The sequence below is a fragment of the Sulfitobacter sp. 1A12779 genome (assembly GCF_043557315.1).
Lineage (GTDB): Bacteria > Pseudomonadota > Alphaproteobacteria > Rhodobacterales > Rhodobacteraceae > Sulfitobacter > Sulfitobacter faviae.
Genome location: NZ_JBIFFU010000011.1, coordinates 20,589 through 43,017 on the forward strand (window position 1 = coordinate 20,589; position 22,429 = coordinate 43,017).

Here is a 22,429-nt window from a genome sequence, read left to right on the forward strand (position 1 = left end):
GAATATGTCTTAGGCGGCTTCGGCCTGAAGCGCGGCATTGCGGCGCTCGGATTCTTCACGCGACAGGGCGACGGAGGTCCGCACGCCTTTGCCGACGAATTCCATCAAACCTTCGACGACCCGCTCGTTGGGGTCGATACCGGCACAGCTCAGAACCTCGCGGCCATCGCGCGAGCGGGCCCAGCGGGCGATCTGTTCAGGGCCGTTGCCATATTTCTTGTCGTCGGCAATTGCGTCATCCAAAGCAGCTAGCACCACAGCAGCAAAGAGCTTGCGTGCGCGGTTGCCTTGCTCGTTGTTGAAAGCGGTGCCATCAACGAAATCTTTCATCTCGTCGTCCTTTCGATTATTCTTGCTCTTGTCATTCGGGCGTGGAGGCCCTTATGACGGATATCTTTTGATTCGGATACCTCTATTTAGCATATCTCCCATGCAGCTTGCGCATATCTAGTTGGTGTGGCAGCAGAGAATAACGCCTGCTTGCAGGGGACCATCCCTCCCGATATAGACCCGAACATCATATCATCAACCTTATGTCGTGGTTTTGTCACATGCCCAAGATTAACGGAAACGAGATCCGCCCCGGAAACGTCCTTGAACATAACGGTGGCCTCTGGGCGGCTGTGAAGGTCGATCACGTGAAGCCCGGCAAGGGCGGCGCCTTTGCCCAAGTCGAGATGCGCAACCTGCGCAACGGCTCTAAATTGAACGAACGCTTCCGTTCCGCCGATAAGGTCGAGCGCGTGCGTTTGGAGCAAAAAGACCAGCAATTTCTGTATGAAGATGACGGTATGCTGGTGGTGATGGACACCGAAACCTATGAGCAGGTGCAGCTGCCTGCCGAGCTTTTGGGCGAGCGTCGCCCCTTCTTGCAGGACGGCATGATGATCGTGGTCGAATATCACGAGGAAGAGGCGCTGAACGCCTCCCTGCCGCAGAAGGTGACCTGCAAAGTGGCCGAGACTGAGCCGGTGGTGAAGGGCCAGACAGCGGCGAATTCCTTCAAGCCTGCCGTGCTCGACAACGGTGTGAAGATCACCGTGCCGCCCTTCGTGGGCCAAGACGAAGACATCGTCGTGAACACGGAAACCATGGAATATGTCGAACGCGCCTGACGCGACGTCATCTTTGGTAAAGGAGATCAGCCCCGGTTTTGCCGGGGCTTTTTGTTTCGTGGGGGCCTTTCAGCGGCGCGCGGTGCTCAGGTCGCGGGGCCGGGCCAAGTGACCTCTGCGCCTTCGGCCTGCATCGGGCCTTTGGCACGATCGAACCGCAGATGCGCCAAAGCCTGACCGCCCGATTGGGTGTAGAGCGTGCCCGCGGGTTTGCCCTCTGCCGTGATTGCCGTGCCGGGGGCGGCGCTGCCGCTGACCTCGACCCGGGTCAGCCCTTTGCGCAACTCGGTCTTGTGTTTCATCCGGGCGGTCACCTCTTGGCCGACATAGCAGCCTTTGCGGAAATCCAGCCCGTTGATCCGATCAAACCCCGCCTCAAGGATAAAGGTATCGGGGGTGAGTTCGATCCCCGTCTCGGGGATCAGATGCGCCACGCGCAGAGCGTCCCAATCGGTCGCGTCCTCGGTTTGCGGCATGTCGCGATAGGCCCGCCAGCCCATCTCAGGATGCCGCGGATCGGCTAGGGCGTCGTCGGGCGCAGGCCCGGTGCCGCGGTGCAGGTGCAGATCGCTGGGGGTGATCGTTACCTTGGCGCGCAATTTGTACATCGACAGCCGCTGGTTCAGCATATCGCCAAGGCTTTCATCCACGTCCAGCAGAACGTCTTCGCCATCGGCGATCAGAAAGAAATCGGCCATATATTTGCCCTGCGGCGTCAGCAGGGCGGCATAGACCGGGGCTTGGTCCAGTTTGCCGACATCATTGGTCACGATTCCTTGCAAAAAGTCGCGGGTGTCGGGGCCGGAGAGGCGCAGAATGCGGCGCGGGGTCATGCGGGTGTCCTTTGATTGCTGGCCATGACATATAACCTGTCAAAGCCATCCAAAAGGGGCAACCATGCGCGCGCCGATCTCTGTCGTCATTCCCAGCCTCAACGCGGCCACGGCGCTGCCCGCTTGCCTCGCCGCTTTGGTCGAAGGCTTGCAGGCCGGGCTGATCCGCGAGGTGATCTTGAGCGATGGCGGCTCCACGGATGGCACGCGCGCGCTGGCCGAAGGCTGGGGGGCTGAGGTCGTCTCGGGCGCGCCTTCGCGGGGCGGGCAGTTGCGGCGTGGGTGTGATGCGGCGCAGGGCGCGTGGCTCTTGGTGCTGCACGCCGACACGGTGCTGGCCCCGGGCTGGAGCGATGCGGTGCAGGACCACAGGGCGCACAGGGCCGAAGGGGCGGGGTGGTTCCGCCTGCGCTTCGATCAGCGCGGTTTGGCGCCGCGTTTGGTGGCAAGCTGGGCGAACCTGCGCAGCGCTCTTGGCCTGCCCTATGGGGATCAGGGGCTGCTTTTGCCCCGCGCGCTTTATGACGCGGTGGGCGGCTATCCCAATCAGCCGCTGATGGAGGATGTGGCGCTCGCCCGCGCCCTGCGCGGTCGCTTGACCCGGCTCAATGGCGTCGCCGTGACCAGTGCCGAGAAATACCGCCGTCAGGGCTGGCTGCGGCGGGGCGGGCGCAATCTCTGGACGCTGGCGCGCTATGCGATGGGGTCCAGCCCCGAAGCGCTCGCCGAAAGCTACCGGCGTTCGTGAAAGGGGCGCGGGTTTGCCCACGCCCCGCGCATTCAGTTAAAGAACGCCGCCCCGATCCGTTGGAGCAGATTGGGCTGGCGCGCCCTTTCGCGGCGTTTCTTCGCGGAGAGGGCGCTGAGACCGCGGGCATCCGATACGGTCTTTCCGTCGCGATATTGCAGGCGGTAGAGATCGGCATAGATGCCGCCGCGTTCCATCAGCTCGTCATGGGTGCCCTCGTCGGTGACGCGGCCCCGGTCCATCACCACGATCTTATCCGCGCGGCGGATGGTCGACAGCCGGTGCGCGATGACGATGGTGGTGCGCCCCTTGGCGAGGCGATCAAGCGCATCCTGCACCACCTGCTCGGATTGGGCATCAAGGGCGCTGGTGGCCTCATCCAGCAGCAGGATCGGCGTGTCGCGTAGCAGGGCGCGGGCGATCACCACGCGCTGGCGCTGCCCGCCCGACAGGGCCGAGCCGCGCGGGCCGACGCGGGTTTCCAGCCCCTGTTCCAACTGCGGCAGGAAGTCCGCCACATGGGCGGCTTTCAGCACCCGGTCGAGCTCTTCATCGGTGACATTCTCGCGGCCCAGCACGATGTTTTCGCGCAGTGTTTCATCGAACAAAAGCGCTTCCTGCGTCACGACAGAGAAGAGGCCGCGCAGGTCCGGTATGGTCATCGCGCTGGTGTCGACCCCGCCGATCCGCACGCTGCCGCTTTGTGGGTCCACCAGCCGGGTGAGCAGGTTGAAGATGGTCGATTTCCCCGCCCCCGAGGCCCCGACCAGCGCGGTCGTCTGGCCCGCTTTCGCGGTCAGGTCCAAGCCGTTCAACACCTTCGTGTCGCCGTAGGAGAGCGAGACATCTGTCAGGGTCACGTCCGGCGGGCCATCGGGCGCGGCCTGCGCTTTGTCCGGGCTGCGCAAATGCAGGGGCGCGTCGAGCAACTCTTTGATCCGTTCCAGCGCGGCGGCGGCCATCTGCCATAGGCCGCTGATCGCACCAAGGCGGCGCAGGGGGGAGAACATGAACCCCAGCGAGGTGAAGAAAGTCATGAACTCGCCAATGGTCTTGTTGCCCGCGATGATCTCGGACCCGCCGTAGACGATCACGGCCATGAAGCCGATGCCCGACATGATGTCGATCATCGCCGGGATCGCGGAGTTGCCAAAGGCGGCACGGACTTCGGTGCGAATAAAGGTGCGCGTCAATTCGCGGTATTGCCGGGCTTGGTAGTCCTCTAGCGCGTTGAGCTTGATTTGTACGATGCCGTGGAAAACCTCGTCCAGCCGGGTCGAGAGGCTGGCCCCGATGTCGCGCGCCTCGCGGGAGCGGGCGCGGACGAAACGCTGGGCGATGGCGGCGGGCAGCACCATCAGCGGCACGCCGACCATCGCCAGAAGCGCCCAGATCGGGTCAATCGCGATGGCCACGCCCATGAGGATCACCAGCCCCACCAGATCGCGCCCCGCGCCGGTTATGAACGCCCGCCAAACATTACCTACCGCATTCACATCCGATTGCACGCGTTGCACCAGAAAGCCGGGCGGGTGGTTTTGGTGAAAGGCGCCGTCTTGCTGCATCATCCGGTCAAGCAGGTCGATGCGCAGATCCGCTGCCGTGCGCTGTGCTACGCGGGTCAGCAGCACCTTTTGCACCACCGTGGCGAGCGCCCGCAGCGCAAAGATCGCCACCAGCACCAGCCCGACCCAGACCAGCGCCCCGCGGTCGCCGCCGACGAAGACGCGGTCGAACATCGGCTCCATCAGTTTCGCCAGCACGCCCAAGGTGGAGCCTTCGATGATCATGAAGATCACCGCGATGGCCATCAGACCGGTGTGTTTCTTTAGATAGTCCCGCCAAAGCCAGCGCATCAACTGCGCGGAGGTGTAACTGTCATCATTCATACCGGTGCCTGATCCTTTTGGGCAGTCGGATCCCGTGTACGAAAGCCGCGCAGGCAGGGCAAGCCATCGCGCAGGTCGGGCAAGGCGGGCAGGGGGTAGCCTGCGCGCGTGGAAGGGCGGCGCGGGGGCGCGCCTTACCTAAGGTCCGATCGCGTGTTGACCCCGGCCTGCCGGGCAGTAAGCTGCGCCCGACCGTCCCCCGGTCACGCATTTTCAAAACGGCAGCCAATATCATGACAAAGCAGAATAAACTCGCCCCCGGTCGTTCGTACCTCGCCATTCCCGGCCCCTCGGTCATGCCCGACGCGGTGCTGAGCGCGATGCACCGCGCGGCCCCCAATATCTATGAAGGCGAGTTGGTTGAGATGATGCCTGCGCTGGCCGCTGACCTGAAGCGCGTGGCGCGTACAGATCGTCATGTGGCGATGTATATCAGCAACGGCCACGGCGCTTGGGAAGCCGCGCTGAGCAATGTCATAGCCCCCGGCGACCGGGTGCTGGTGCTGGCCACGGGGCGTTTCGGCCATGGCTGGGCCGAAATGGCAACGGGGCTGGGGGCGGAGGTGGATATCCTCGACTTTGGCCGCAACGCGCCCGTCGATCTCGCGCAAGTGGCCGAGCGTTTGAAGGCCGACAGCGGTCATCAGATCAAGGCGGTGATGGCGGTTCATGTGGACACCTCAAGCTCGGTCCGCAACGATGTGCCGGGCCTGCGCCGCCTGTTGGATGAGGCGGGCCATCCCGCGCTCTTGATGGCCGATTGCATCGCGTCATTGGGCTGTGAGCGCTTTGAGATGGACGCCTGGGGTGTCGATGTCATGGTCACCGCTTCGCAAAAGGGGCTGATGGTGCCGCCGGGCATGGCCTTCGTCTTTTTCAACGACCGGGCCGAGGAAGCCCGCGCGCGTCTGCCCCGCGTGAGCCGCTATTGGGACTGGTCGCCGCGCGCCCATGCGCAGGAGTTTTATCAATACCACGGCGGCACGGCACCGACGCATCACCTTTATGGCCTGCGCGCCGCCCTCGACATCATCCATGAGGAAGGGATCGAACAGGTCTGGCAGCGCCATGAAACGCTGGCCCGCGCGGTTTGGGCCGCCTGTGAGGCGTGGTCGGCTGAGGGCAGCCTGCGGTTCAACATCGAAGACCGCGCCCTGCGCAGCCATGCCGTCACCGCGCTGCGGCTGCAAGCGCCCCATGCGACCGAGTTGCGCGATTGGGTGCAGGGCAATCTCGGTCTCACACTGGGCGTGGGGCTGGGCATGGCCCTGCCGGGGGAGCCTGCGTGGCACGGGTTCTTCCGCCTTGGCCATATGGGCCATGTGAACGGCCATATGATCATGGGGCTGCTCGGCGGGATCGAAGCCGGGCTTTCCGCGCTGAAAATCGACCACGGCCCGGGCGCCTTGCAAGCGGCGGCGGAGGTGATCGGCGGGGCTTAGGCCCCGCGCGCGTCGGCTAAAGCCTCGGGCAAGGCGGCGGCGAAGTGATCCAGCTCCTCCGCCGTGCTGCAACTGATGCGGATGCAGCGGTTTTGCGGGGCGGCAAAGGGCATGCGCACGAAGATCCCCCGCGCCACCAGCGCGTCGAGTACCGCCTTTGCGAAGGCACCATCGCGGCCACAGTCGACGGCGACGAAATTGGCGGCAGAGGGGAGGGTGCTGAGCCCGTTTTCTTCGGCGATTTGGGCGATCCGGCGGCGCGCCTCGGCGATCTTGGTCTGAACCTCTTTCAGGTAGCTCTGATCTTGCACCGCCGCCAAAGCCCCCGCCTGCGCCGCGCGGTTCAGGCCGAAGTGGTTGCGGACCTTGTGAAAGGCGGTGATCAACTCGGGCGCGGCGATGGCATAGCCGATCCGCGCGCCGGCAAGGCCGTAGGCTTTGGAGAAGGTCCGCATCCGGATCACCCGCGGGTCATCAGCGGAAAGCGCGGGTGCGGTGCCTTCGGGGGCGCATTCGATATAGGCTTCATCCAGCAACAGCAGGCTGCCTTGGGGCAGGTCGTCGAGCGCGCGTGCCAGTGCCGCGCCTTCGTGCCAGGTGCCCATCGGGTTGTCGGGGTTCGCGAGGTAGACGAGCTTGGCGTCCACCTCCGCCGCCTTGGCAAAAAGCGCCGCCGGGTCTTCGTGATCGTCGCGGTAGGGCACCTTGTGCAGCACGCCGCCAAAGCCCGTGACGTGGTAGTTGAAGGTTGGGTAGGCGCCTTCGGAGGTCACCACCGCATCGCCTTCGCCCACCAGCAGACGGACGAGATAGCCCAGCAGCCCGTCGATCCCTTCGCCGACGATGATGTTCGCAGGGGAGATGCCGTGCAGTTCGGCCAGCGCCGCGCGCAACTCCACGCTTTCAGAATCGCCGTATTTCCACATCTCGGTCTCTGCCATGGCCGCGATGGCGCGGGGCGAGGGGCCAAAGACGTTTTCATTGGCGCCAAGCCGCGCTTTGAAGGGGCGGCCAAGGACGCGCTCCTGCGCTTCGGGGCCCACGAAGGGGACATTGGCGGGCAGGCGTTGGGCGAGGGGGGTGAGGCGTGCATATGTCATGCGCCAAGGTGTAGGGGCGGGCCCGTGAGAGGGCAAGTGCCGCAGCACCTGCCGCCACGTTTTGCTGGTGCCGCGCGATGATCTGCGCTGAACTGCGCCAAACATTCAGGAGAACAGCCATGCCCCGCGTCACCACCCGGATCGAAGACCATATCGCCTATGTGACCCTCACCCGCGCCGACAAGATGAACGCGGTGGATGATGAGATGATCGAAGCGATCATCGCGGCAGGGCAGGAGGTTGCGGCTTCGGACGCCCGGGTGGTGCTGCTCTCGGGCGAGGGCAAAGGCTTTTGCGCGGGCATTGATATTGGCGGGCGCTCGGGGATGCTGGGGCAGGATGTCGAGGCGTTGATCATGCCCCGCAGCCATGGCGAAGGCACGACGAACAAATGGCAAGAGGTGTCGATGGTTTGGCACCGTTTGGAAATCCCGGTCATCGCGGCGCTGCATGGGGTGGTTTTCGGCGCCGGGATGCAGCTGGCGCTTGGGGCGGATATTCGGATTGCCGCGCCGGATACGAAGCTTGCGGTGATGGAGATGAAATGGGGCATCGTGCCGGATATGGGCGGTATGGTGCTGCTGCCGCGGCTGGTGCGGTCGGACGTGTTACGGCGGCTGACCTATACCGCCGCGCCGGTGGACGCCGCGCAGGCGGAGCGTTGGGGGCTGGTGACCGAGGTGGCCGAAGACCCGCAGGCAGCGGCGCTGGAACTGGCGCAGGTGATTGCGGGCAAGGGGCCGAATGCGATCCGCACGGCGAAGCGGTTGATCGGATATGCAGAGACGGGCGCGTCGGATGCGGAGGTGCTCTTGGCCGAGTCGCGTGAGCAGGCAGCCCTGCTGGGCAAACCCGAGCAGATGGAGGTGATCGCGGCGGAGTTCGGCAAACGGCCCACGGTGTTCAAGTAGGACGGCAAGCGCGGCATTTGCGTTGCGCCTGACAGCCCGGAAGCAAGGCCGCAGGCCGCCGGGCAGCGCCAGACCGCCCGGACGGGCTGGCGTTTTCGCAATCGGAGTGCCGTCCTGTGAGCTTGGCGTAAGTGCTACGGGGATAAACTGCCCAACTGGCGCGTCAGATGCGCCAACCCGCGGTCTGGCACCCCCCGGCTTGCACGCCGATTGCCTGTCTCGCAACAGCCCGGAATCAAGGCCGCAAGGCCGCCGGGCAGCGCCAGACCGCCCGAACGGGCTGGCGCTTCGGCAATCGAAGTACATTCCTGCGAACTTGGCATAAACGTGGCAGAGATAAACTGCCCAACTGCCCCCTATGCAGCGCCATCCCGCGGTCTGGCGCTGCCCGGCTTTGTTGGTCTCAGCCCAGCTCGGCCAACCGGTCCAGTGCCGCCTGCAACTGGTCCGCCTCTTCCTGACGCGCCGCGAGGTTCGCCTGCGCTTCGGCCACGACCTCTTCCGGCGCGGAGGCGGCGAACTTGGGGTTATTTAAACGCCCCTTCAGCCCACCGATCTCCTTACCCAGCTTGTCGAGCGATTTCTGCAGACGCGCCTTCTCAGCATCGATGTCGATGAGACCGGCCAAGGGCAGGCCGAAGCTCGCCCCCGGGGCGGCGATCGAGACGGTGCCTTTCGGGAAGCTGTCGCTCCGCTCAAGGCTCTCGACCCGCGCCAGACGCTTGATCATCACCTCGTTGCGGTCCCATGCACCTTGTGCCGCCTCGTCCATCTCGGTCACCAGCATCGGCACCTTCAGCCCGGCGGGCACATGCATCTGCTGACGGGCGGAGCGGATGCTTTCGATGAGGCCGATCACCCAGTTAAGCTCCCGGTCGGCGTCGGCATCGAGCAGATCGGCGGTGGTGTAGGCGGGCCAATCGGTGAGGGCCAGCAGCTCATCGCGCTTGGCGGTGGTCTGCCACAGCTCCTCGGTGATGAAGGGCATGATCGGGTGCAGCAGAATCAGGCATTGCTCCAGCACCCAGGCCATGGTGGCGCGGGTCTCTTCGGCCTCGGGGGCGTCGTCCTGCAACAGCGGCTTGGAAAGCTCCACGTACCAGTCGCAGACCTTGCCCCAGACGAAGGCATAAAGCGCATTGGCCGCGTCGTTGAAGCGGAAGTTGCCGAGTGCGGCGTCAACCTCCTCGCGCACGCGGGCGGTCTCGCCCACGATCCACTTGTTCAGCGTGGCGGTGGGCTGCGGCATCCCGGCGGGCATCGCGTCGAAGACGCCGTTCATCTCGGCGAAGCGATGCGCGTTCCACAGCTTGGTGCCGAAGTTGCGGTAGCCCGCGATGCGCTGCGTCGAGAGCTTCAGGTCGCGCCCCATGGCGGCCATCGAGGTCAGGGTAAAGCGTACGGCATCGGCGCCGTAGTCGTCGATCAGCTCCAGCGGGTCGAGCACATTGCCCAAGCTCTTCGACATCTTCTTGCCCTTCTCATCACGCACCAGCGCGTGGACATAGACGGTGTCGAAGGGTTTTTGGTCGACCACGGCATATTGCATCATCATCATCCGGGCGACCCAGAAGAAGATGATGTCAAAGCCGGTGACCAGCACGGAGGTGGGGAAGTATTTTTTCAGCTCAGCGGTTTGCTCGGGCCAGCCCAGCGTGCCGATCGGCCAGAGGCCGGAGGAGAACCACGTGTCGAGCACATCGGGGTCGCGGCGCAAAGTTTTGCCGGGCGCCATGGCCTGCGCCTCTGCCTCGGTGGGCGCGCAATATTCGTTGCCCTCGTCATCGAACCACACCGGAATCTGGTGGCCCCACCAAAGCTGGCGCGAGATGCACCACGGCTCGATGTTCTCCAGCCAGTGGAAGTACACCTTGCGGTCTTGTTCGGGCAGGATCGTCACTTCGCCCGAGCGCACGGCGTCGATGGCGGGCTGCACGATCTTGTCGGTGGCGACGAACCACTGGTCGGTCAGCATCGGCTCGATCACCACCTTGGAGCGGTCGCCGAAGGGCTGCATGATCTTCTTGGCTTCGACAAGCGGCACGAGGTTCTCTTCCTCGGTGCGCATTTCGCCGCCCTCGCCGGGCTCGACGGGGGCCTTCTTGGCGGCGCGGCCAAGGCGGGGATCGGTCGCCTCGGTCATCACGGCGAGCCCCTCGGCGGTCACGTCCTCGACCACGCGCTTGCGGGCCTCGAAACGATCCAAGCCGCGGTAGGCGTCCGGCACGAGGTTGATCTCGGTTGCGTCCTCAGGCGCGGCTTCGGAACCATCGGCGATGGCTTGCGCGCGCGCGGCGGCCTGATCGTAGGGCAGGCCATCGGCGCGCATCCGGCCTTGGGTGTCCATCAGCGCGTAGAGCGGGATGTTGTTGCGCTTGGCCACGCCGTAGTCGTTGAAGTCATGCGCGCCGGTGATCTTTACCGCACCGGAGCCGAAGTTCTTGTCCGGATATTCGTCGGTGATGATCGGGATGAGGCGGCGCTGTTCTTTCGGGCCGACCGGGATTTCGCAAAGTTTCCCGACGATTGAGGCGTAACGCTCATCCGATGGATGAACTGCAACAGCACCGTCGCCCAGCATGGTTTCGGGCCGTGTGGTGGCGATGGAGATATAGTCGCGGGTCTCTTCGAAGAGCGTGTTCCCGTCCTCGTCTTTCTCGACGTAGGTATAGGTCTCGCCCCCGGCCAGCGGATACTTGAAATGCCACATGTGGCCGTCGACCTCGGTGCTCTCGACCTCAAGGTCAGAGATCGCGGTCTCGAAATGCGGGTCCCAGTTGACCAGCCGCTTGCCGCGGTAGATCAGCCCCTTGTTGTACATATCCACGAAGACCTTGATGACGGCGTCGTGGAAATTACCCTCTTCCCCCTCGGGCGCACCGGGGGCGCCGGACATGGTGAAGGCGTTGCGCGACCAGTCGCAGGAGGCGCCCAGACGGCGCAGCTGGTCGATGATCGTGCCGCCGGATTTCTGCTTTTGCTCCCAGACCTTGGCGGTAAACGCTTCGCGGCCCAGCTCGCGACGGCCGGGCTGGCCGGTGGCGGCCAACTCGCGTTCCACCACCATCTGTGTGGCGATGCCTGCGTGGTCCTGACCCGGCTGCCAGAGGGTGTCGAACCCCTGCATCCGGTGCCAGCGCACGAGGATGTCCTGCAGCGTGTTGTTGAAGGCATGGCCCATGTGCAGCGAGCCGGTGACATTCGGCGGCGGGATCATCACCGAGAAATGCTCATCCCGCTGCGCATTCGCGCCCGCTTTGAACGCGCCCTTGGTCTCCCAATCGGCGTAGATGCGGCTTTCCGCCTCGGCGGCGTTGAAGGTCTTTTCGAGTGCCATGGTCATGATCCCTTTTGTTGCGCCCCGTTTAGCGCTCTGGCGCGGTAAGGGAAAGACCCCTGACAGGGGCTTGAGGCGCGGGGGCAGGGCTCAGCCGCTGCGGTCGATCTTGGTGCTGAGGTGGATCAGGCTCTCACTGCCCTTAACGCCGCGGGTCTCGCCGATGCGGTCTAGGGTCTCGTCCAACTCCTGCGTGGTCTGCGCCGCGATTTGTACCAGCAAGTCGAAGCGTCCCGAGGTGGTATGCACCACCTGCACCGCAGGCAGGCTGCGCAGCCGCGCTAAGACGGCGGGGCCCGCGCGCAGCTCGATATTGACGAGCGCCGTGGCATGCAGCGGCGCGCGGACCGCTTCGCCCAAACGCAGCGTATAGCCGAGGATGGCGCCGCCGCGTTCCAACCGTTCCAGCCGGGCCTGAATGGTGGTGCGGGCAAGACCCAGACCGCGCGCCAGATCGGCGACCGGCTGGCGGGCGTTGGATTGCAGCGCCGCGATCAAAGCGCGGTCGGTATCGTCAAGTTGTGCTGTCATTTCGTCACTTCGACCAAAGTTCGCATCACTTTAGGCGGTATGACACGATGAATCGACCAAAATCCGCGCTTCACTGGGGAAAAGCAGTGAAGAGGCCCCCATGCAGCATATCGCCCCCCTTTCCGACAGTCCCGCAGCTTATTTGGCGAAACACAGCCCCGATAAGCCGGTGTTGTTTCTGGCCCCTTCGGTGCTGCAAGCCACTGCGCGGCGGTTTCAGGCGGATTTCGACGGGCTGGTAACCTATGCGGTCAAGGCGAACGACCGGGCGGAGGTGCTGTCGAACCTTGTCGCGGCGGGGATCACCACCTTCGATGTCGCCTCCCCGGCAGAGATGGCGGCGGTGCGGGCGGTCTGCCCGCAGGCGGTGCTGCATTACAACAACCCCGTGCGCTCGACCTCAGAGGTGGAGGCCGGGATCGCGGCGCGGGTCTATAGCTGGTCGGTCGACGACATGTCGGAACTGGCCAAGCTGCGCGACGTGCCGCGCGACAATGAGGTGGCGGTGCGTTTCGCCTTGCCGGTGAAGGGCGCGGCCTATGACTTCGGCTCGAAATTCGGCGCGGCCCCTGAAGAGGCGGCGGCGCTATTGCGCGCGGTGGTCGAGATGGGGTTCACGCCGTCGATGTGTTTCCACCCCGGCACGCAGTGCAACGATCCGCAGGCTTGGGTGCAATATGTCCATGCGGCGGCGGATATTCTGCGCATGGCCGGTGTCTCGATCGACCGGTTGAACATCGGCGGGGGCTTCGCCGTGGACCGCGGATTTGATGCGCCAGACCACCGAGCCGTCTTTGCCGCCGTCAAAGCGGCGCTGGCCGAGAGCTTTGGCGCGGATGCGCCTGCGCTGCTCTGCGAGCCGGGCCGGGCGATGGTGGCCGATGCCGCTGTGTTGGCCACCCGCATCAAGGGGATGCGCAACGACGGGCGCACCGTCTTTCTGAACGATGGTATCTATGGTGGGCTGCCCGATCTGCGCGACATGGGGCTTTCGGGGCTTGTCGATGTGGTCGGCCCCGATGGCACGCGGCGTGAGGGGGCGACCAAGCCGCGCGTGGTTTTCGGCCCGACCTGCGATTCGCTGGACCGTCTGCCCGATGGGCTGCCGCTGCCCGAGGATGCGCAGACCGGGGATTACCTCCTGTTCGGCGGCATGGGTGCCTATTCCATCGCCATGTCGACCGCCTTTAACGGCTATGGGTTGGCAGGTGTGACACTGGTCTCAAGCCTTGAAGGCGCGCTTATCCGCAAGGCGGCCTGAGCCTCTGGACACTGGCGGCGCGCCCGCTACTGTTGCGCTGAAAGAGGCAGGGCAGCAGGGGCGGTGTCAGATGGAAAAGTTCGGGAAAAGCCAACCGGTCAAACGGGTGGAAGACCACCGCTTCCTGACCGGTGCGGGCCGCTATGTCGATGATATCGCCCCCGCCGGGGCGCTGCATGGCGTCTTTTTCCGCGCGCCTGTGGCTCATGGGGTGATCACTGAGTTGGACGTAGATGAGGCCCGCGCGGCGGATGGCGTGCATCTGGTGCTGACCTGCGCCGATCTGGAAGCGGCGGGAATGAATATCGCTCTGCCGCATACGGTCGTCGACAACCGCGATGGCAGCAAAGGCGCGGCGCCGCTGCGCCCGATGCTGGCCAAGGACCGCGTGCGCTATGTGGGCGAGCCGGTGGCGCTGGTGGTGGCCGAGAGTTTGCAACAGGCCCGCGATGCGGCGGAGATGATCCTTTTCGAGGCTGACGATCTGCCCGCCAAGATGGATGTCGCCCCGGGCGGTGAGGCCCTGCACGCAGAGGCCCCCGACAACCGCGCCTTTGACTGGCATATGGGCGATGAGGTCAGGGTTGAGGCGGCTTTTGCCAAGGCCGCCCATCGCGTCAAGCTGGAGGTCGGGGACAACCGCATCATCGTCAACTCCATGGAGCCGCGTGGCTGCTATGCCGAATGGACCGAGGGCCGCTTGCATGTGGCGCTGGGCGGGCAGGGCGTCTGGGCGCATAAGGGGTTTCTGACCAAAGCCTTCGGCCTGCCCGAAGACGCGGTGCGCGTCACCAATCCCGATGTGGGCGGTGGGTTCGGCATGAAGGCGATGACCTACCCGGAGTATTTTTGCGTGGCCCAAGCCGCGCGGGCCTTGGGCCGCCCGGTGCGCTGGATGTCAGAGCGGACCGAAGCCATGCTCACCGACAACGGGGGGCGCGATCTGGTGTCTTGGGCCGAGTTTGCCTTTGACGAAAACCACAAGATCACCGCCTACCGTGTCGACACGCGCTGCAACCTTGGGGCTTATAACAGCCAGTTCGGCCAGCCGATCCAGTCGCAGCTCTTCTCCAAGGTCTTGATGGGCGTCTATGACGTGCAAGACACCTATCTGCATGTCGAAGGGTTCTACACCAACACCGTGCAAGTCGACGCCTATCGCGGGGCCGGACGGCCCGAAGCGATCTATGTGCTGGAGCGGCTGATGGACCGTGCGGCGCGTGAGTTGGGCGTCGATCCGTGGGAGTTACGGCGGATCAACTTCATCAAGCCTGAGCAATTCCCCTATACCACTGCCACGGGCGAGCTTTACGACGTGGGCGATTTCGCGCGGCTGCTGGCCCGTGTGGGGCAAGAGGCTGACCGCGACGGTTTTGCCGCGCGCCGGGCGGCGGATGCCAAGCGCGGCCTGCTGCGCGGGCAGGGGCTGTGTTACTATATCGAAAGCATTCTGGGCGATCCCTCCGAAGGGGCCAAAGTGGTTTTCGAGGGCGATGGCCGGGTGACGATCTATGTCGGCACCCAAAGCAACGGACAGGGGCATGAGACGGTCTATGCGCAGTTCCTCTCGGACCAGTCTGGCATCCCCGCCGAACGGATCGACGTGGTGCAGGGCGATAGCGATCTGATCAAGAAAGGTGGCGGCACCGGCGGCTCACGCTCGGTCACCACGCAGAACACGGCGACCTTGGCCACCGTGGCGAAGATCACCGAAGTCTTCACCGCCTTTCTGGCCGAAGAGTTGGGCGTCGCTGCTGCGGATATCACCTTTGACGACGAACGCTTTCGCGCGGAAGGGTCGAACATCAGCCCGACCATGCTGGAGGTGGCCGAGATGGCCCGCGCCAAGGGGCGGGACGATCTGCTCAGCCACCACGAACGCGCCAGCCTGCCGGGGCGCAGCTATCCCAACGGGGCGCATGTGGCCGAGGTGGTGATCGACCCCGAAACCGGGGTGGTGACGCTGGACCGCTACACCGTGGTCGACGATTTCGGCAATCTGATCAACCCGATGCTGGCCGAGGGGCAGGTCCACGGCGGCGTGGCGCAGGGCATCGGACAGGCGGTGCAGGAGCGGGTGGTCTATGACGAGGACGGCCAGCTTTTGACCGCCACCTTCATGGACTACGCCATGCCCCGCGCGGCGGACCTGCCGATGATCTCTTTCACCTCCGAACCGGTGCCCTCCACGGCCAATGTCATGGGCATGAAGGGCTGCGGGGAGGCGGGCACCGTCGGCGCCTTGGCGGCGGTGTCGAATGCGGTGCAGGATGCCCTGTGGGAACGCGGCGTGCGGCAGGCGGATATGCCGTTCACCCCGCACCGGGTCTGGGAGATGCTGCAAGGTGCCGCAATCGCAGCCGAGTAAAACCCTGTTCCAACGGCTCTTCGGGCGGTTCTGGCGGCGGCCTGAAAGCGATTTTGGCCCGCGCCGGGGGGCGGTGACCCATGTCATCATCCTCGATGGGACCATGTCCTCGCTCGAACTGGGGCGCGAGACCAATGCGGGCATTGCCTATGGCCTTTGCCGCGAGATGGGCAGCGCCCTGTCGATCTATTACGAGCCGGGGCTGCAATGGCGCGATTGGCGCAGCGCTTTGGATGTGATCTTGGGCCGCGGGATCAACCGGCAAATCCGCCGTGCCTATGGATATCTCGCCTCGCGCTACCGGCCCGGAGATCGGATTTTCTTGCTGGGCTATTCGCGCGGCGGCTATGCGGTACGCTCCCTCGCCGGGGTGATCGACCGGGTGGGGCTTCTGCGCGCCGAAGTGGCGACAGAGCGTAACATCCGCGATGTTTACCGCCATTATGAGGCGCATCATCTGAGCAAGGCGGGCGAACTCTTTGCCCGGGCCAACTGCCACCCCGAGGTCGAGATCGAGGCGATTGGCGTTTGGGACACGGTCAAATCGCTGGGCCTCAACGCGCCGCTGTTCTGGCGGTTTTCGCAGCCGCTGCATATGTTCCACAACCACGACCTGAGCCGCAACGTAAAGAACGGCTTTCAGGCGCTGGCCCTGAACGAGACCCGCGTCGCCTATGCCCCAGTGCTATGGACCACGCCCGAGGGCTATGACGGGCGGCTTGAGCAGGTCTGGTTCCCCGGCACCCATGGCGACGTGGGCGGCCAGTTGGGCGGGCATGAGGCCGCGCGCCCCTTGGCCAATATCCCGCTGGTCTGGCTGCTGTCGCGGATGGAGGAAAGCGGCCTGCCACTGCCCGCAGGCTGGGCCACGCGTTTCGATCAAGACCCCGCTGCGCCCTCCATCGGGCGCTGGCGCGGCTATGGCAAGATGCTGGTGACCCGCCGCCGCCGGGTGGTGGGCGCGGACCCGTCAGAGCGGCTGCACGAAAGCGTGGAGCAGCGCCGCGAACAAGCCGCGCCGCAACCGGGGCTGCTGGCCCGGATGCAGGGGGTGATTTCCAGCCTCTAACCGGGGTCGCGGTCCGAAGGGTGGTTGATGCCATCGCTATAGGGCAGCGGCTCCATCTCCCAAGGCAAGACCCCTTCGATCGCACCAAGGTTCACGCCGCATTCATCGGGGTTCGAGCGGCGGCGGTGGTGGGTGTAGATGCCGCAGGTCATGCAGAAATAGTGCTGTGCGGTATGCGTGCCCCAAGTGTAGAGCGTGAGGTTCTCGGCCCCTTTCAACACGGTCACCGTCTCGGCCAGCGCCGTTACCGTGGCGGCGGCGCGGCGGCGGCAAAAGGAGCAGGTGCAGCGCGCGGCCGAGGCCAGACCGCGCGGAAACAGCGCTTCGATCACCACGGCCCCGCAGTGGCAAGAGGCACGGCGGGTTTCGGAGGTTTCGGTCATTTGCGTCTCACTTTCGGAATGCGACTTTCGCTCAGGTCATAGTCTGCGGCGGCATGGGGCGGATGGCCGTGGGTCTGCCGCCAAAAGGCAAAGCCGCCCCGCCGCAGCCAGAGCGGCAAGGTCAGCAGTAGCCCCGCGATGAACCCGCCCGCATGGGCCCAATAGGCCACACCGCCAGTGCCCGGTGTGGCCCCGATCCCGCCGATGAACTGCATGCCGAACCACAGGCCCAGCATGATCCACGCCGGGATCGCGAAGATGCGGAAAAACACGATGAAGATCACCAAAATGTCGACCTTGGCACGGGGGAAGAGCAGCAGGTAGCCCCCCATCACCCCCGCAATCGCGCCCGAGGCCCCGACCATGGGCACCCATGACAGCGGCTCTGTCACGACTTGGCCCAGCCCCGCGGCGATGCCGCAGGCAAGGTAGAACAGCAGATAGCGCCCATGGCCCATCTCATCCTCGACATTGTCGCCGAATATCCACAAAAACAGCATGTTACCCGCCAGATGCATCCAGCCGCCATGCAGGAATTGCGAGGTGATGAGGCCGAAATACCCCTCCCCATGGCTCAGCCGCGCGGGCAGCAATGCGTAGCTGTAGTAAAACTCGGCCAAGGCGCGCTCATCCGCCATCAGCGACAGGGAAGACAGGAACACCCCGATGTTGAGCGCCATCAGCGCATAGGTGACGAAGGGCGTTCGGCCCGAGGGGTTGTGATCGCGGATCGGGAACATGCGGGCCAGCCTTTGCCAAGTCGTCCGCAGCGTCAAGCGGCACGGGGGATCGTTATGACCTTAGCTGCGCCCGCGGGGGCTTCTGTCAAGCGGAACCGAGCAAATCCCGTGCGATCCGCTCAAAAATACCGGCGCCGACGGGGATCAGATCATCGGGGAAATCGTAATCGGGGTTGTGCAGGGCGGCATAGCCCTCGCCGGGGCCGAGGCAGAGCATCGCGGCCTTGGCGTCACGCCCGAACAGCCCGAAATCCTCGGAGGCGCGCATCGGCAGGTTTTTCTGCCCGTGCGACACGCCGAGCGCGTCCATCGCCGCGGCGGCGATCGCGTAGGCGTCGGGGTGGTTGATGGAGGCGGCGAAATGGTCGGATTCCGCGAAAGCTGCCGTCAGCCCATGGGCCTCTGTCACGCGGGCGACTTCGGCGCGCAAGGCCGCTTCGATCTCGGCCAGCGCCGCGTCGCGGGTGCTGCGCAGGGTGGCGTAGAGCGCCGCTTCGCCCGGGGCGATGCCAAAGGTCGGCTCACCCATGCGCAGATGGGTGAGGGTGACGAGGCGGAAGTCATCATCAAGCGGCCCGCCGGGGCCGAGCGCTTGCAGCGCCGGGATCAACTCGGCCAGCGCAGGCGCGGGGGAGGTGCCGTCTTCGGGGCTGGCGGCATGGGCGGTCTTGCCGTGTAGGGTGACGGAGATGCCTTTCGAGGCGCAGTTGATCAGCGCGGGCGCGGTGTCGACATGGCCAAAGGGGCGGCCCGGCTCGACATGGATGGCAAAGGCGTAATCGGCGGCGATCTCGGCATAGGTGGGATCGTTCACCACCGCCCGCGCGCCGCTGCCATCCTCCTCGGCGGGTTGGAACATTAGCACCACGCGGCCCTTTGCGACGGGGCAGCGCGCGATCATTCGACCGAGCGCCAAGAGCATGGTCATATGGCCGTCGTGGCCGCAGACATGGGACTTGCCCGGCACCTTAGAGACCCAAGGAATGTCATGTTCCTCGGGGATCGGCAGGGCGTCGAGTTCCGCGCGGAAGAGCACCGTGGGGCTGGGGCTGCCGCTGTCGAAAACCGCCGCCACCCCATGCCCGCCAAGGCCGGTGAGGATGCGCGTAGGGGCGAGCTTTTCCAGTTCCGCCGCGATCGTCCGGGCGGTTTCCACTTCCTCGCCCGAGATCTCGGGGTATTGGTGGAGCGCCCTGCGAAACTGCGTCAACTCTTCGATATCGCGGTTCGTCAGCATGGCGCTCCCCCTAATTGCGCGGCCCGTTCAGGCCATCATCCCCAAGAGCTGTGCATTGCCGCCCGAGGCGGTGGTGTCAACACAGACATGGCGCTCAGCGCGGACGCGCGCGGTGTCGGGCTTGCCGCGCAGAAGCGGGATGATCGCCCCTTCGCGGGCTGCCAGCGCCTTGTCGATTTGCCGCGCCGTCTCCTCATCGCCCCACCAGAGGACGCCACCATAGGCCGGGCCGGTGGTAAGCGCTTCGGGGTCGATGGGGCCTGTGGCCTCAACCGCGACACCGCCGAGGGCGCGCACCGCCTTGGCCTGTGCGGTGGCCGCCTCGGCCCCCGGGCCCATGCAGAGAAGCGCAGGCCGGGGCAGGGTCGACAGGCGGTTGCTCTCGCCGGTGGGCCCGGGCATCGACTGGGTCTCCAGCACGGTCGGCTGATGCGCGGGCAGGGCGGGCAGGCGCTGCTGCGCGCTGTCCCATGTGCCGGAAGCCTCCTGATGGTCGGGCGCGGCGAAACGCGGCAGGTAGTTCGGCCCGCCCGCCTTCGGCCCGGTGCCCGAGAGCCCCTCGCCGCCGAAGGGCTGGCTGCCGACGATGGCGCCGATCTGGTTGCGGTTCACGTAGATGTTGCCCGCCTCGATCCGCTCCGAGACATGCTGCACCCGGTCGTCGATCCGAGTGTGCAGGCCGAAGGTGAGGCCGTAGCCGGTTGCATTGATCGCGTCGATGACGGCGTCGAGTTCATGGCTTTTGAAGGTCGCCACATGCAGCACGGGGCCGAAGATTTCCCGCTTCATGTCGCTGATGCCATCCACCCGCAGGATCGCGGGGCCGACGAAGGTGCCGCCTTCGGGCGCTTTCAATTCGGCGATCAGCCGGCCCTCCGCGCGAGCGGCCTCGACATGATCGACGATGGTCTGTCGCGCGGCATCGTCGATGACGGGGCCGACGTCGGTCGACAGATGCCACGGATCGCCCATGCGCAGCGCCTGCATCGCGCCCTTCAGCATGGTGATCAGGTCCTCGGCGATGTCCTCCTGCACGTAGAGGCAGCGCACGGCGGAGCAGCGCTGGCCCGCGGATTGGAAGGCACTTTCGACGATGGCCTGCACGGCCTGCTCGGGCAGGGCGGTGCTGTCGACGATCATGGCGTTGAGACCCCCGGTCTCGGCGATGAGCGGGGTGCCGGGGGCGCAGTGTTCGGCCATATTGGCTCGGATGCGTAGGGCGGTGGCGGTGGAGCCAGTGAAGGCCACGCCGTTGACGCGGGCGTCGCCGGTGAGTGCCGCGCCCACCTCGCCGCCGCCGGGCAGCAGTTGCAGCACCGCGCGCGGCACGCCGGCCTCGTGCAGCACCTTGACGGCAAGCTGTGCGGTCAGCGGGGTTTGTTCCGCCGGTTTGGCCAGTACGGCATTGCCAGCGGCCAGTGCTGCCGTGACCTGCCCGCAGAAGATCGCCAGCGGGAAGTTCCACGGCGAGATGCAGGTGAAGATGCCTGCGGGCGGCTCGTTGGTGGCTTGACCTGCGTAGTAGCGCAGGAAATCCACCGCCTCACGCAATTCGGCCACGCAGTCGGGCAGGCCCTTGCCAGCCTCGCGGGCGAGAATGGCGAAGATCTCGCCGTAGCGGTCCTCAAGCATGTCGGCGGCGCGGAGAAGTGTGGCGCGTCGGGTGTTGAGAGGCGCGTCCCAAGGCGCGGCAGTGTCGAGCGCCGTGGCCACATCGGCCTTGGAGGCAGGGCGCACGGTCCCGGGGGAGGCACCCCCGGTAGGGTTGGCGACGGTTTCAGCCGCCTCCGGCGCAGCTTCGCCCGCCAGTAGCGGTGCGGCTTCCCATGTGGCGTCCGCAAAGGGCGCACGGGCTTCTTCGATCGCGGCGAGCGTTGGGGTATGTGCCAGATCGAAGCCCCGGGCATTGGCGCGCTGCGGCTGGAACACCTCCGGGCCTTTCGGGATCGAGGGCACGCTGTCGTGCAACTGGTCGAAGGGATCGGCGGCCACGACCTCGGGCGGGACATCCTCATCCACGATCTGGTTCACGAAGCTGGAGTTCGCCCCGTTCTCCAAGAGACGCCGGACGAGATAGGCCAGCAGATCGCGGTGCGCACCGACGGGGGCGTAGATGCGGCAGCGGGTGCCGTGTTTCTGCATCACGATGTCATGCAGGGTCTCGCCCATGCCGTGCAGGCGTTGGAACTCGTAAGCCTCGGGGTCGTCGGCCATATGCAGCACGGCGGCGACGGTATGGGCGTTATGGGTGGCGAACTGCGGGTAGATGCGGTCGGTCATGTTCAGCAGTTTGCGGGCGTTGGCGATGTAGCTGACATCGGTCGCCGCCTTGCGGGTGAAGACTGGGAAGCCGTCGATGCCTTCGACCTGCGCCTGCTTGATCTCGGTGTCCCAATAGGCGCCTTTCACCAGCCGCACCATGATGCGGCGGTCGTGGCGCTGTGCCATGTCGTAGAGCGTGTCGATCACCACGCCGGCGCGGGGACCGTAGGCCTGCACGACCACGCCGAAACCGTCCCAACCGGCCAAGGCAGGCTCGCCCATCACCGTGTCGATGACCTCGAGAGAGAGTGCCAAACGGTCGGCCTCCTCTGCATCGATGTTGAGGCCCATACCAGCCGATTTTGCCAATAGCGCCAGCGCCCGCAGGCGCGGCACCAGATCGCGCATCACGGCCTCTTCCTGCGCCAGCTCGTAACGCGGGTGCAGGGCCGAGAGTTTGACCGAAATGCCGGGGTTCTTGCGGATGTCGTCATGGGTGCAGGCATCGGCGATGGCCGAGATCGCGCGGGAATAGCTGAGGTGATAGCGCTTGGCATCGGCCTCGGTACGTGCGGCTTCGCCCAGCATGTCGTAGCTGTAGGTGAAGCCCTTCTTCTCCATGCCGCGGGCGCGTTTCATCGCGGCCTGAATGTCTTCGCCCAGAACGAACTGGCGGCCCATTTCGCGCATGGCGCGGCTGACGGCGGTGCGGATCACCGGCTCCCCCAGACGCTTGATCGCCGCCCGCAGGTGGCGCACCGGGCCGGGCTGGTCGTCGTCGAGCACGCGGCCCGTCAGCATCAGCGCCCATGTCGACGCGTTGACGAGGCTTGAGGTCGAATGCCCCATGTGGCGGCCCCAGTCCGAGGGGGCGATCTTATCCTCGATAAGCGCGTCGATGGTCTCGGCATCCGGCACGCGCAAAAGCGCCTCGGCCAGACACATGAGCGCCACGCCTTCCTCAGTGCTAAGCCCGTATTCGGCAAGGAAGACTTCCATCATGCCGGGGGCCGAGGTGCCGCGGATGTCACGCACCAGACCCGCCGCATCGGCGGTGATCTTGGCGCGGTCCTCGGGCGAAAGATCGGCCTGCGCCTTGAGCTCGGTCAGCAGCGCGTCAGGCTCGGCATAGGTGCGCGCGTCGATGGTTTGGCGAAGGGCGGGGGCGTGATCGAGGGCCATGGCAAGCTCCAGTTGATGTTT

Annotated in this window: 17 protein-coding genes; 7 read left to right on the forward strand and 10 right to left on the reverse strand. The window is 65.4% G+C overall.

Features of this window, described 5'->3' with window-relative positions:
* Nucleotides 1–9: 9 nt before the first annotated feature.
* Nucleotides 10–330: a DUF6280 family protein gene (locus ACGYLQ_RS13605; protein WP_007120494.1), complete on the reverse strand. Its 321-nt coding sequence runs from the start codon at nt 328–330 to the stop codon at nt 10–12.
* 221 nt (nt 331–551) lie between these two features.
* On the opposite strand from ACGYLQ_RS13605, the gene efp reads away from it, so the two are divergent.
* Complete coding sequence (gene efp, locus ACGYLQ_RS13610; RefSeq protein WP_067265157.1) at nt 552–1,115, forward strand: elongation factor P; 564 nt, start codon at nt 552–554, stop codon at nt 1,113–1,115.
* A gap of 86 nt (nt 1,116–1,201) precedes the next feature.
* Here efp and ACGYLQ_RS13615 read toward each other — a convergent pair whose 3' ends face one another.
* Nucleotides 1,202–1,948, reverse strand: a complete 747-nt coding sequence (locus ACGYLQ_RS13615) for a YgfZ/GcvT domain-containing protein (protein ID WP_394443406.1) — start codon at nt 1,946–1,948, stop codon at nt 1,202–1,204.
* A gap of 64 nt (nt 1,949–2,012) precedes the next feature.
* Here ACGYLQ_RS13615 and ACGYLQ_RS13620 point away from each other — a divergent pair, with 64 nt between their 5' ends.
* Complete coding sequence (locus ACGYLQ_RS13620) at nt 2,013–2,696, forward strand: TIGR04283 family arsenosugar biosynthesis glycosyltransferase (RefSeq protein ID WP_394443407.1); 684 nt, start codon at nt 2,013–2,015, stop codon at nt 2,694–2,696.
* Nucleotides 2,697–2,728: 32 nt separating this feature from the next.
* Here the strand turns inward: ACGYLQ_RS13620 and ACGYLQ_RS13625 are convergent, their stop codons facing one another.
* Nucleotides 2,729–4,585, reverse strand: a complete 1,857-nt coding sequence (locus ACGYLQ_RS13625) for an ABC transporter ATP-binding protein (RefSeq protein ID WP_394443408.1) — start codon at nt 4,583–4,585, stop codon at nt 2,729–2,731.
* Between the two features lie 233 nt (nt 4,586–4,818).
* Between ACGYLQ_RS13625 and ACGYLQ_RS13630 the strand changes: the two genes are divergently transcribed.
* Entirely contained in the window at nt 4,819–6,027 is a 1,209-nt protein-coding gene (locus ACGYLQ_RS13630; protein WP_394413002.1) for a pyridoxal-phosphate-dependent aminotransferase family protein, read from the forward strand.
* Here the strand turns inward: ACGYLQ_RS13630 and ACGYLQ_RS13635 are convergent.
* Nucleotides 6,024–7,127 (reverse strand): pyridoxal phosphate-dependent aminotransferase, encoded by a 1,104-nt coding sequence (locus tag ACGYLQ_RS13635; protein ID WP_394443409.1) that lies wholly within the window; start codon nt 7,125–7,127, stop codon nt 6,024–6,026. The two genes, ACGYLQ_RS13630 and ACGYLQ_RS13635, sit on opposite strands and share 4 nt — an antisense overlap.
* Nucleotides 7,128–7,246: 119 nt before the next feature.
* Between ACGYLQ_RS13635 and ACGYLQ_RS13640 the strand changes: the two genes are divergently transcribed.
* A complete protein-coding gene (locus ACGYLQ_RS13640) occupies nt 7,247–8,038 on the forward strand; it encodes a crotonase/enoyl-CoA hydratase family protein (protein WP_394443411.1) in 792 nt (263 codons plus the stop codon).
* Nucleotides 8,039–8,441: 403 nt separating this feature from the next.
* On the opposite strand, the gene ACGYLQ_RS13645 is transcribed toward ACGYLQ_RS13640, so the two are convergent.
* A complete protein-coding gene (locus ACGYLQ_RS13645) occupies nt 8,442–11,375 on the reverse strand; it encodes a valine--tRNA ligase (protein ID WP_394443413.1) in 2,934 nt (977 codons plus the stop codon).
* A gap of 90 nt (nt 11,376–11,465) precedes the next feature.
* Complete coding sequence (locus ACGYLQ_RS13650; protein ID WP_394443415.1) at nt 11,466–11,906, reverse strand: Lrp/AsnC family transcriptional regulator; 441 nt, start codon at nt 11,904–11,906, stop codon at nt 11,466–11,468.
* A 100-nt stretch (nt 11,907–12,006) separates the two neighbouring features.
* Here ACGYLQ_RS13650 and ACGYLQ_RS13655 point away from each other — a divergent pair, with 100 nt between their 5' ends.
* The 3 genes from ACGYLQ_RS13655 (at nt 12,007) to ACGYLQ_RS13665 (ending at nt 16,604) form a co-directional block, all read left to right on the forward strand.
* Nucleotides 12,007–13,167: a type III PLP-dependent enzyme gene (locus ACGYLQ_RS13655; RefSeq protein ID WP_394443416.1), complete on the forward strand. Its 1,161-nt coding sequence runs from the start codon at nt 12,007–12,009 to the stop codon at nt 13,165–13,167.
* 70 nt (nt 13,168–13,237) lie between these two features.
* The gene (locus ACGYLQ_RS13660; protein ID WP_394443418.1) at nt 13,238–15,535 is read left to right on the forward strand and encodes a xanthine dehydrogenase family protein molybdopterin-binding subunit; all 2,298 of its coding nucleotides are present in this window, start codon (nt 13,238–13,240) and stop codon (nt 15,533–15,535) included.
* Complete coding sequence (locus ACGYLQ_RS13665; protein ID WP_394443420.1) at nt 15,513–16,604, forward strand: DUF2235 domain-containing protein; 1,092 nt, start codon at nt 15,513–15,515, stop codon at nt 16,602–16,604. Before ACGYLQ_RS13660 ends, ACGYLQ_RS13665 begins: the two co-directional genes overlap by 23 nt.
* On the opposite strand, the gene ACGYLQ_RS13670 is transcribed toward ACGYLQ_RS13665, so the two are convergent.
* The 4 genes from ACGYLQ_RS13670 to putA form a co-directional block, all read right to left on the reverse strand.
* Complete coding sequence (locus ACGYLQ_RS13670) at nt 16,601–16,987, reverse strand: GFA family protein (protein WP_394443422.1); 387 nt, start codon at nt 16,985–16,987, stop codon at nt 16,601–16,603. The genes ACGYLQ_RS13665 and ACGYLQ_RS13670 overlap by 4 nt on opposite strands.
* A complete protein-coding gene (locus ACGYLQ_RS13675) occupies nt 16,984–17,727 on the reverse strand; it encodes a rhomboid family intramembrane serine protease (protein ID WP_394443424.1) in 744 nt (247 codons plus the stop codon). Before ACGYLQ_RS13675 ends, ACGYLQ_RS13670 begins: the two co-directional genes overlap by 4 nt.
* An 85-nt stretch (nt 17,728–17,812) precedes the next feature.
* Nucleotides 17,813–18,964 (reverse strand): amidohydrolase, encoded by a 1,152-nt coding sequence (locus ACGYLQ_RS13680; protein ID WP_394443426.1) that lies wholly within the window; start codon nt 18,962–18,964, stop codon nt 17,813–17,815.
* Nucleotides 18,965–18,991: 27 nt separating this feature from the next.
* Entirely contained in the window at nt 18,992–22,408 is a 3,417-nt protein-coding gene (putA, locus tag ACGYLQ_RS13685) for a bifunctional proline dehydrogenase/L-glutamate gamma-semialdehyde dehydrogenase PutA (RefSeq protein ID WP_394443428.1), read from the reverse strand.
* Nucleotides 22,409–22,429: the final 21 nt, after the last annotated feature.

What these genes read in the sequence shown, in the direction of transcription:
- ACGYLQ_RS13640 (WP_394443411.1), top strand. Translation starts at nt 7,247, where the DNA reads ATGCCCCGCGTCACCACCCGGATCGAAGACCATATCGCCTATGTGACC.
- putA (WP_394443428.1), bottom strand. Translation starts at nt 22,408, where the DNA reads ATGGCCCTCGATCACGCCCCCGCCCTTCGCCAAACCATCGACGCGCGC.
- ACGYLQ_RS13650 (WP_394443415.1), bottom strand. Translation starts at nt 11,906, where the DNA reads ATGACAGCACAACTTGACGATACCGACCGCGCTTTGATCGCGGCGCTG.
- ACGYLQ_RS13635 (WP_394443409.1), bottom strand. Translation starts at nt 7,127, where the DNA reads ATGACATATGCACGCCTCACCCCCCTCGCCCAACGCCTGCCCGCCAAT.
- ACGYLQ_RS13625 (WP_394443408.1), bottom strand. Translation starts at nt 4,585, where the DNA reads ATGAATGATGACAGTTACACCTCCGCGCAGTTGATGCGCTGGCTTTGG.
- ACGYLQ_RS13630 (WP_394413002.1), top strand. Translation starts at nt 4,819, where the DNA reads ATGACAAAGCAGAATAAACTCGCCCCCGGTCGTTCGTACCTCGCCATT.
- ACGYLQ_RS13605 (WP_007120494.1), bottom strand. Translation starts at nt 330, where the DNA reads ATGAAAGATTTCGTTGATGGCACCGCTTTCAACAACGAGCAAGGCAAC.
- ACGYLQ_RS13615 (WP_394443406.1), bottom strand. Translation starts at nt 1,948, where the DNA reads ATGACCCCGCGCCGCATTCTGCGCCTCTCCGGCCCCGACACCCGCGAC.
- ACGYLQ_RS13620 (WP_394443407.1), top strand. Translation starts at nt 2,013, where the DNA reads ATGCGCGCGCCGATCTCTGTCGTCATTCCCAGCCTCAACGCGGCCACG.
- ACGYLQ_RS13655 (WP_394443416.1), top strand. Translation starts at nt 12,007, where the DNA reads ATGCAGCATATCGCCCCCCTTTCCGACAGTCCCGCAGCTTATTTGGCG.
- ACGYLQ_RS13680 (WP_394443426.1), bottom strand. Translation starts at nt 18,964, where the DNA reads ATGCTGACGAACCGCGATATCGAAGAGTTGACGCAGTTTCGCAGGGCG.
- ACGYLQ_RS13670 (WP_394443422.1), bottom strand. Translation starts at nt 16,987, where the DNA reads ATGACCGAAACCTCCGAAACCCGCCGTGCCTCTTGCCACTGCGGGGCC.
- ACGYLQ_RS13660 (WP_394443418.1), top strand. Translation starts at nt 13,238, where the DNA reads ATGGAAAAGTTCGGGAAAAGCCAACCGGTCAAACGGGTGGAAGACCAC.
- ACGYLQ_RS13645 (WP_394443413.1), bottom strand. Translation starts at nt 11,375, where the DNA reads ATGGCACTCGAAAAGACCTTCAACGCCGCCGAGGCGGAAAGCCGCATC.
- ACGYLQ_RS13675 (WP_394443424.1), bottom strand. Translation starts at nt 17,727, where the DNA reads ATGTTCCCGATCCGCGATCACAACCCCTCGGGCCGAACGCCCTTCGTC.
- efp (WP_067265157.1), top strand. Translation starts at nt 552, where the DNA reads ATGCCCAAGATTAACGGAAACGAGATCCGCCCCGGAAACGTCCTTGAA.